Origin of the sequence: Streptomyces sp. AJS327 (assembly GCF_013450295.1) — a bacterium.
Lineage (GTDB): Bacteria > Actinomycetota > Actinomycetes > Streptomycetales > Streptomycetaceae > Streptomyces.
The window spans coordinates 2,545,561-2,553,960 of sequence record NZ_SKBR01000001.1 but is presented as its reverse complement, the minus strand read 5'-3'; the positions used below and the strand labels follow the sequence as shown (position 1 = coordinate 2,553,960).

8 protein-coding genes are annotated in these 8,400 nt (G+C 69.2%); 2 read left to right on the top strand and 6 right to left on the bottom strand.

Annotated features, from left to right (window positions below):
* Positions 1–127: 127 nt before the first annotated feature.
* Positions 128–394: a putative transporter small subunit gene (locus E0L36_RS26960; RefSeq protein ID WP_219636150.1), complete on the bottom strand. Its 267-nt coding sequence runs from the start codon at positions 392–394 to the stop codon at positions 128–130.
* Complete coding sequence (locus E0L36_RS10175) at positions 276–2,012, bottom strand: sodium:solute symporter family protein (protein ID WP_258015946.1); 1,737 nt, start codon at positions 2,010–2,012, stop codon at positions 276–278. Before E0L36_RS10175 ends, E0L36_RS26960 begins: the two co-directional genes overlap by 119 nt.
* 1,052 nt (positions 2,013–3,064) lie before the next feature.
* Between E0L36_RS10175 and sigJ the strand changes: the two genes are divergently transcribed.
* Complete coding sequence (gene sigJ, locus E0L36_RS10170; RefSeq protein WP_180928716.1) at positions 3,065–3,925, top strand: RNA polymerase sigma factor SigJ; 861 nt, start codon at positions 3,065–3,067, stop codon at positions 3,923–3,925.
* A 151-nt stretch (positions 3,926–4,076) separates the two neighbouring features.
* The gene (locus E0L36_RS10165; protein ID WP_180928487.1) at positions 4,077–4,520 is read left to right on the top strand and encodes a carboxymuconolactone decarboxylase family protein; all 444 of its coding nucleotides are present in this window, start codon (positions 4,077–4,079) and stop codon (positions 4,518–4,520) included.
* A 97-nt stretch (positions 4,521–4,617) separates the two neighbouring features.
* Here E0L36_RS10165 and E0L36_RS10160 read toward each other — a convergent pair whose 3' ends face one another.
* The 4 genes from E0L36_RS10160 to E0L36_RS10145 all read right to left on the bottom strand — a co-directional run bounded on the left by E0L36_RS10160 (position 4,618) and on the right by E0L36_RS10145 (position 8,394).
* Positions 4,618–5,559, bottom strand: a complete 942-nt coding sequence (locus E0L36_RS10160; RefSeq protein WP_180928486.1) for a nucleoside hydrolase — start codon at positions 5,557–5,559, stop codon at positions 4,618–4,620.
* A gap of 108 nt (positions 5,560–5,667) precedes the next feature.
* The gene (locus E0L36_RS10155) at positions 5,668–6,846 is read right to left on the bottom strand and encodes a cytochrome P450 (RefSeq protein ID WP_180928485.1); all 1,179 of its coding nucleotides are present in this window, start codon (positions 6,844–6,846) and stop codon (positions 5,668–5,670) included.
* Positions 6,827–7,534 carry an MOSC domain-containing protein gene (locus E0L36_RS10150; protein WP_180928484.1) on the bottom strand — a complete coding sequence of 236 codons (708 nt, stop codon included), beginning with the start codon at positions 7,532–7,534 and terminating at the stop codon, positions 6,827–6,829. The genes E0L36_RS10155 and E0L36_RS10150 overlap by 20 nt, the downstream gene beginning before the upstream one ends.
* Before the next feature lie 203 nt (positions 7,535–7,737).
* Complete coding sequence (locus tag E0L36_RS10145; RefSeq protein ID WP_180928483.1) at positions 7,738–8,394, bottom strand: HD family hydrolase; 657 nt, start codon at positions 8,392–8,394, stop codon at positions 7,738–7,740.
* Positions 8,395–8,400: the final 6 nt, after the last annotated feature.

Here is an 8,400-nt window from a genome sequence, read left to right as displayed (position 1 = left end):
CGCACGGGCTCCCACCCCACACAACGCAGAAAGCCAACGACTCCAGAAATACCAGAACCACAGGAGAACCGGGGTGGGAGCCTCAGCGCGATACACCGAAACCCCACACCCACCCCAGAACCCCAGGTCAGATCATCCTTCGCCCCTGGCGACGAGCTTCCGCCCATTCACGGAAGAACCCACGGCTGATAACGAACAAGACGACCGCAACGATGGCGGGCCACATCAGGACGTACGCGGTCAGTGCTGCGGAACTCACGATGCCTCCTGGCGGGTCACTTGCTTCCGGCGGGTTCGGGGGCACTGTCACTGTCCCCGCCACCGCCTCGGGTATGGCTCTGGTCCTCGTCGCTGCCCTGGCCAGGCACAGCGTCGGACGCGGCAGGACTGTCATCGAAGTCACCGGTGCGCTGCGCGATGACGGCGAAGTCGAACTCCTCCCGCTGTCGCACGGACATGGCCCAGCAGAGGATGGTGGAGACCGAGTATGCGACCAACGAGCCGCTGAGCGTGGCGTACTCGTGGAGCGAGCCGATGGCGAACGGCGCGGATACCACTGTCGCCGTCACGCCCACGATCTGGGCGGTCCGGATTCCGAAGAAACCGAACGCCATCAGGCCGAGAACGACGCCGACGCCAATAACCGACAGCACGTCGACCGTGATGCCGACGGCGCCGTCCATCGAGATCCAGCTGAAGCGGACCGGCAGGAAGACCGCGAGCGCCACGAGCACCGACGTGGTGAACGCCCTTCCGGTGACCTTGTTCCAGTAGAAGCTGGCCAGCACGGGGAAGACGAGGGCGCCCCACAGCGCTCCGACGAACACCAACAGGTCGAGGATGCTCAGTTGCAGGCTGGCGAAGATCACGGCCACCGTGGTCGCCAGCACCATCGTGATACGGCCGATCAGGAGCATCGTCTTCGGCTTGGCGCGCTCCTTGCCAGCCACGTTCTGGCCGTAGACGTCGGCCATCATGATCGAGGAGAGGGCCGAGAGGTCCGAGTCGGCGGTGGAGGAGAGAGCGCCGATGATCATGATGAAGAACAGCGCCAGCAGTACGGGCGGTAGGTACTCGGCTGCCATACCAGGAATGATGTTGTTCGGGTCGTCGGCGTGCGGTTCGTAGCCCAGGTAGAGGGCGAGCACACCGAGCATGCCGACGCCGATGACCATCGCGCCGTAGCCGACGGTCGCGGTAACGAAGGTCGGCTTGATCAGGCTCTCCTTCACCGCGAAGAGCCGTTGCGCGATGGTCTGGTTGCCGATCGCGTAGGCGAGCACCGCGGCGATGTACGGAGCGCCCTGCTCCATGAAGGCCACGCTGGAGAAGAAGTTGCCCTGTTCCGAGGTCAGGTTGCCCGAGCCGCTCTCGAACACCGCCGGGAAGTCGGCCGCGAAGAAGATGAACGGCACGATGATCGCGACCGCACCGAGCATCGCGACGACCTGTACGAAGTCGGTGAGCACCGAGGCGCGGAATCCGGACCACAGGGTGTAGAGCAGTACGCCCGCCGCGACGGCGATGACGCCCTGGATGAAGGTGAACGGCGACAGCAGCGAGACCAGAACGCCACCGGCGATGAAGTTGGACATCAGACTGATCACGCTGCCGACGATGTTCGAGCCGGCGAGCATGAGCTGGCTGGAGCGGCCGTGCCGGACGTAGAGCACCTCGGCGAGGGTGTGGGCCTTCGGGGCGACGGCGCGGATGCGCTTACCGAAGGGGTAGATGAACAGAATCATCAGTGCGCCCCACAGTCCGTAGTGGATGGGGCCGGAGATGCCGTAGGTGTAGCCGGAGGTCGCGGAGGCGTACATCGACGACGCCCAGATCCAGGTCGCCGTCATGCTGGCCGCGGAGATTCCGAAGCCGAGATTGTTGCCGGCGGTCATGTAGCCGTCGGCGTTCTCGTCCTTCTTGCCGATGCGGGTCGATATGAGGAAGGTCCCCCCGTAGAAGAAGACCAGCAGACCCACCACCACAAACGCGCTGAACTGCGCTGTTTCCATTCCGTCCACACGCACCACCCCTTCGATCGTGGAGCCCGGCATCAGCCAGCGACGCCGCGTGTCGATCGACAGGCGGTCTATCGTCCCGCGCGCCCCTGCGGCGGGAAGGGCTCCGGCCCGACAACTCACGTGGAACGCCCGGCAACTCGTCTGTGAGCAGGGGGCGTTCACAAAAAGATGCGGGCTGTTTGAGCCCGCAAACTTCTTGCACTGTAACAACACTCTCGCCTCGGCAGGCCACGGGTTGTGATCGACAACGCGGGGCCGTCACCTGGAGCTTTGCCTGAGTTATGCGGTTCCTGGTGGATCTTCCGGTGCGGTTTACCGGGATTGCGGGCATTCCCTCCGCGCCTCACCCGAGGATATTTGCGAATTGCCATCGCAATATCACTCGTTTTCGTTACGGCCCCGAGACCAAGAACCTGTCGCGATGTGCCGCAATGAGGAACAAAGGCGCGAAAGCGTGCATAGCGGTGGAAAGTACGGTCGGAAATCCGGCCCGGAAGGCGCGACCGCACACCGGTCACGGAGAGAAGCCCGCTCCGGAGCGCACGGCGGATCCGCCGCACCAGCACGTCGCTCGGAGAACTCCCCTCCGTCGGGGAACACGGACCGGAGCCGGGCGCGGGACGGGTATCGGCGTGTGCGCCGCACTCGCTGGAGGCCACAACTGTTCACGAGTCCGGAGAGCGTGGCGAACGGTTCCGCGCGCATACCACTGGCCGTTGACGCCCGTTACCCGTCCGTGCGGACGGGTGTCAGCGGCGGCAGGCGCGCGGAGATACGGAGGGGTGCGAGGGGCGAACGCGGAGCGATCTCCGCCCGGTACGGTGGGTAGCTCCGGCGGTCCGGTGACCGGGAGTTGGGCAGGGGCGAGGGCTGAATCGTCCGGCGGCGGGCACAGTGCCGGAGGGGACGGTTGTCGGAGGTCGTCCGGTGGGCACGCGGAGCAGCGTGCCCACCGGACTGCCGGGGTTGTCGTGTGGCCGGAGAGGATGGAGCAGCGCCCTGTGTCCAGTGATCGAAGGTCCGCCGCGGTCGTCGCGAGCGGGATGACCGGCGACGAGTGGCAGCGGCACCGGCCAGCGGTCTTCGGGGTCGCCTATCGGCTGCTGGGTAGCGTCGCCGATGCCGAGGACGTGGTCCAGGACGTCTGGCTGCGGACCACGGGGGACCGGTTGGCGGAGGTGTCGGATCGCAGGGCGTGGCTGGTGACGGTCGCGGCCCGGCGGGCGTACGACCTGTTGAGGTCAGCCCGGGTGCGTCGCGAGGAGTATGTCGGGCCGTGGCTGCCCGAACCCCTGCTGACGGGGCCGGACGCGGCACAGCCGGTGTTGGTGGACGAGTCGGTCGGGGCGGCGATGATGCTGGTGATGGAGCGGTTGAGCCCGCCCGAGCGGGTCGCGTTCGTGTTGCGGGAGGCCTTCGGGCTGGAGTTCTCCTGGATCGCGGGGGTGCTGGACCGTTCGCCGGCAGCCGCGCGTCAGCTCGCCTCGCGCGCCCGGCGCCGGATCGCGGGGGCCAGGGACGCGGGAGAGGCGGGGCCCGGCGCTCCGCGGGGGGAGCACGAGCGGGTGCTGCGGGCCTTTCGCGCCGCGTACGAGGCCGGTGACCTGGAGGGGCTGGTCCGGCTCCTCGACCCGGAGGCGGTCTACGTCACGGACGGTGGCGGTGAGGTCTTCGCCGCGCGGAAGCCGATCGTGGGGGGACGTCGTGTGGGTGAGGTGCTGCTGCGGGTGGGCCGCCGGTGGCGGCTGGGCGGTGCGGAGGTCGTGGAGGTCGGGGGCGAACCGGCGTTCCTGTATCGGCGCGAGGACGGCGCGGTGCACTCGGTGGACACGGTGCGGCTGCGGGGCGGCCGGATAGCGGCGTACTGGCGGCAGGTAGCGCCGTCCAAGCTCGCGCACGTGTGAGGTGTTGGGCGCGTGGGGCGGTAGCCGAGGGGATCGGGCGGAATCCGGGGGCGTGTCACAACGGGCGGGGCTGTCTCGTCTCCCTGCTGGAATCACGGCGTACCGCGGATGCGCGGTGGCCGTGGCAGTCACCGAGTTGAGGGAGTGTGTGATGGCGCGCATGGATCTGGGGGTCTCGGCACCCGAGCCGTACGGGTTCGTCCGGCAGGCGCAGGCGGCGGTGGACAAGGGGCCGCTGGATTCCACGGTGCGGGAACTGGTGAAGATCCGGGTGTCGCAGGTGAACGGCTGCGTCTTCTGCGTGGACATGCATGTGCGGGAGGCGCGTCGGCTGGGCGAGCGTCAGGACCGCCTGGACCAGCTTCCGGTGTGGCGGGAGTCGGAGCTGTTCACGGAGCGGGAGCGGGCCGCGCTGGTCTACGCGGAGACGGTCACCCGTGAGGTGCAGGTGGAGGACGACCTGTGGGAGCGGGTCTGCAAGCAGTTCGATGACGAGACCGAGCGCGGGCACCTGGTGCTCCAGACCGCGTTGATCAACACTCTCAACCGGCTGGCTGTCCCGCTGACGATGCGGCCCGCGCGGCGCGAGGCGTGACGGGTCGGGTGGGGCCGTCCCCGCGGCCCCACCCGGGCATCCCCGTCCGGTCGCCCCCGTCCGGTGGCCGCGAGCCGGGCTTCCGGCCGAACGAGCGCTAGATCGTGAGGAGTTCGAGGAGCCGATCCCGGTCGGCCGTCAGCACGATCTCGGCGTGGGGCCGGTCTGCCCGGGCGTCCTGCCAGTCCACGACGGTCAATCCGTGGTCGAGGCCGCCGGGTCCGTAGCCCACCCGGACGCCGTGGTGCTCGGCGTGGGTGACGACGGTGGGGTCGAGCGCGACGGCCATGGCCAGCGGGTCGGCGCGCGGGTAGGTGGGCCGGGCGGCGTAACCGGGGTCGGTCAGGAACCGGTTCTCCACGACGCGCCGCAGCACCTGGGCTGGCTGGCGCTCGCCGGCGAAGAAGCCCAGGAGTTCGTCCTCGGTGAACGAGTGGGCGAGGGTGGTCTCCCAGGACACCAGGGTGAGCCGGGGGAACGTGGCGAACACCAGGTCGGCCGCCGCGGGGTCGGCGCCGATGTTGAACTCGGCGTTGAGGGTGAGGTTGCCGCGGCCGTGGATGGCGCCGCCCATCACGACGACGCGGTCGAGTAGTCGTGGCAGCCGCGGCTCCAGCCGCAGGGCGAGGGCGAGGTTGGTGAGCGGGCCGAGCGTGACGAGCGTGGTCTCTCCGGGGTGGCGGCGCGCGGTCTCGATCAGGGCGAGGGCCGCCGGGGTCTCCTGTTCCGGCAGCTCGGGGACGGTCCAGCGGGGTAGTTCGCCGAGTCCGTCGGAGCCGTGGATCTCGGTGGCGAGCGCGCGGGGTCCGGTGATCGGCCCCGCCGCCCCCCGGTGGACGGGTATGCCGGTGGCGCGCTCTCCGTACGCGCCGAGCAGCCAGCGGGCGTTGGCGGTCACCGTGTCGATGCCGACGTTGCCCGCGACCGTGCACACGGCGGCCACCGGGGGGCCGGGGCGCGCGGCGGACGGGGTGACCGCCATGGCCAGGGCGTGCGCGTCGTCGAGCCCGGGGTCTGTGTCGATCACCAACACGGTCACGGTGGGGGCTCCTTGGGGGGAAGAGGGGGCGGCCGCCGGTCGCGCCGGGCCGCCGGGTGCTGGTGCGGCGGACGGCCACGGCGCCTCGGTGGGCGGGGCGGGGCTGCCTCACGCCGCGGAGGGACGGCGGCCGGAGGGTGTCAGACGGCCCTCCAGCGCGCGGTAGCGGAGCATGCTGAACTCCGGCTCCCGCTCCACTTTCTCCGTGACGAACTCCACGTCGAGCCTGCGTAGCGCCGTGAGGAGGGCGTCGACGACGGAGTGGGCGAGTGGGGCGCCGGGGCAGTAGTGCTCACCGGCACCGAAGCTGAAGGAGCGGGGGTTACCTCCCCGTTCCCTCAGTTCCAGCGGTCGCGGGTAGTAGTCCGGGTCGAAGTTGGCCGTGCCGAGGCAGAGGACGATCCGGTCGCCGGCGTCGAGGTGGTGGGTACCGACCTCGACCTGGCGCAGGGCGTAGCGGCTGGCGAACCGGAACGGTGTCGCCAGCCGGAAGATCTCCTCCCGTACGGCCCTCCGGGACAGCGGGCCGCTGAGCGCGCGGGTGGCCCGCTCCCCCGCGACGCACAGGGTCGTGACGAGCGGGTCGTAGGCACCGGTGACGATCTGGGTGAGCAGCGCCGTCGCCGTGTCGGGGCCGAACTCCGCGTCGTCCCACACCTCGCTGAGGCCGGCGACGCAGGCTGTCGGGGGGTCGGCTAGTGCGGTGCGCAGCCAGTCGCGCAGGGCGTGCGCCGCGTCGAGTGCCGCGTCGATGCGGGCCATGTCGAGCCGGGGCGTGGCCAGTTCGTTCATGACGGTGCCGCCGAGTTCGACGAGTTCGCTGGCGGCGGCGCGGCCGGTCAGTGCCGTGATGACCTCGTGTGCCAGTGGGCGGGCGATGCGTTCCATCCAGTCGAAGGTGGCCTCGCCCGTCTCGCGGAGCCGGTCCTCGGCGAGCTGCTGGCAGGAGGTGAGCAGTTCGGGGGTGGTCGTGTCGCGGAGCAGCCGGATCGCCGCGCGGCGGAGCCGTCCGTGCCGGTCTCCGTCGGAGAAGACCGGCCAGAGCGACAGGAAGTGCTTGAGTTCGGCTCTCCGCGCCCGGTCCGGCTCGGCGAGTGAGGTGACCCTGGGGTCCGATGTGCGTTCGCTCCAGAAGTCCTCGCTGGTGAGTGCTTTTTCGACGTCCGCGGCGCGGAAGGCGTACAGGGCGCTGGTTTCTGGTTCCCAGCGGTAGGGACATCCGGTGGACGCCTCGGCGAGAGTCGATGCGGGGTCGTGTGCGCTGAAGTCACCGAATATGTCGAGCATCGTTTCCCTCCGTGTGTGGGGCGGGGGGCGGGACACTCTTTTCCTTGGCTGCTGATCTGGTCCGGTTCGACACGTGGAACATCATTGCCGCGCGGTCCCAGGTGGGTACGTCCTCGGCCATGTCGAGGATGCGCCGGAGGATATCGTGATCGTCCAGAATGGCTGACACGGCCTCGGCGATCGTCACGCGTTTTTCGGGACGCCAGACGACTTCTGCCGTATCGCCGGGGCGAATTGTTCCCTCTTCGAGGACGCGGAGGTAGGCTCCGGGTCTGCGGGCTCCGTTGAAGCGTTTGGCCCAGCCCTTCTCGTCCATCCAGCCGCCGAAGGTTCCGCAGGCCATGCGCGGTGCCGTCACTTCCAGCAGCACATCGCCCACGCGCCAGCGCTCCGCGAGCACGGCGCCGGTGACGTCGAAGCCCACGAGGTCCACGTTCTCGCCGAAGACTCCGTCGCGCAGTTCCCTGTCCAGGAGGCCGGACCACCAGTCGAGGTCTTCGCGCGCATAGGCGTAGACGGCCTGGAGAACTCCTCCGTGGAAATCCGCTGTCTGCTCGTCTCCTTCGAGTCCGAGTTTTGTCACGGCCGCACCCGCGGCGACCGGGAATTTTCCGATGGCGGTCTGACCGCGACGCGCCCACGGCACTTCCACACGCTTTCCCGTGTTGACTGACGTTACGTTCCCCATGTCCGCGACACTAACGACGCGGACACGGGGCGTCCACGCGACTCCGGTGATTCTGTCAGGTCACCAGTCAGGAAACCGGAAGGTGAAATCAGCCATTCAACCGGATGGAACCAGCGGTTCTCCGGCTCTATTCGGAGCGGTTGCCGGGGAAACCGGGGAAAAGGGCCGTTCCGCTGTTTCCCGGGGTTGGTGTTCCGGCGGGTTCATCCGCGGGCGAGCCATCCGCGGTCGGCCGCGCGGTCGAGGAGCTTCTCGGTGTAGTCCCACAGCTCCCGGGAGCCGTCGCCGATGACGGACGTCCGGTCGCGGACGACGGCGTCGGTGACTCCGGGCGTGCCCCAGGTTCCGCCCCGGTTCCCGAAGTTCAGCAGCAGGGGCTGGAGGCGGTCCATGGCCTTGGCGAACCGGGCCTCCGGTGTCTTCGCCGCCTCGAACTCGTCCCAGAGGGAGCGGAAGACGCCTTCCTGGTCGTCCGGGAGGAGCGCGTAGAGCCGGTCGGCGGCCGCGCTCTCCCGTTCCGCCTTGTCCTGCCTGCCGACGTCGTCGAAGAGGCAGGTGTCGCCCGCGTAGATCTCCACCAGGTCGTGCAGCAGGACGAGTTGCACCGTCCTGCCCACGTCGATCGGCTCGTTGGCGTACTCCGCCAGCACGAGGACCATGAGCGCGAGGTGCCACGAGTGCTCGGCGTCGTTCTCCCGGCGCTCGGCCGCGAGGAGGGGGCTGAGCCGCAGCACGGTCTTGAGGCGGTCGACCTCCGCGATGAAGCCGATTTGGGTGGCGAGCCGCGGCGGGACGTCGTCGGGTTGTTCCGCCGGGTCCAGGAGGCCGGGGGGCGGGGGGTCCTGCCGCGGTGGCGTCATGGGTGT